Source organism: Weissella oryzae SG25, from assembly GCF_000691805.2.
Classification (GTDB): domain Bacteria; phylum Bacillota; class Bacilli; order Lactobacillales; family Lactobacillaceae; genus Weissella; species Weissella oryzae.
In genome coordinates this window covers 1-240 of record NZ_DF820545.1, presented here as the reverse complement: position 1 = coordinate 240, position 240 = coordinate 1, and the positions used below count along the sequence as shown (strand labels likewise).

The 240-nt window shown below is 35.0% G+C and carries 1 rRNA gene; it reads left to right on the top strand.

Features of this window, described 5'->3' with window-relative positions:
* A 16S ribosomal RNA gene (locus tag TT13_RS10980) occupies positions 1-64 on the top strand; the annotation flags it as partial.
* Positions 65-240 lie beyond the last annotated feature (176 nt).

The following is a 240-nucleotide window of genomic DNA, read 5'->3' as shown; positions in this document are numbered from 1 at the left end:
GATGATTAGGGTGAAGTCGTAACAAGGTAGCCGTAGGAGAACCTGCGGCTGGATCACCTCCTTTCTAAGGAAAATCGGAAGCCTACACATTTTATTGAAACGTTATTCAGTTTTGAGTGGTTTACACTCAAAGGACAGCTTTGACTGTCCATTTAGTTCTTTGAAAACTGAATCTATTTGTAAATTTTTAGTTATTAATATTTATATTAATTACACCGAGAATTACACTGCGTAATTTTT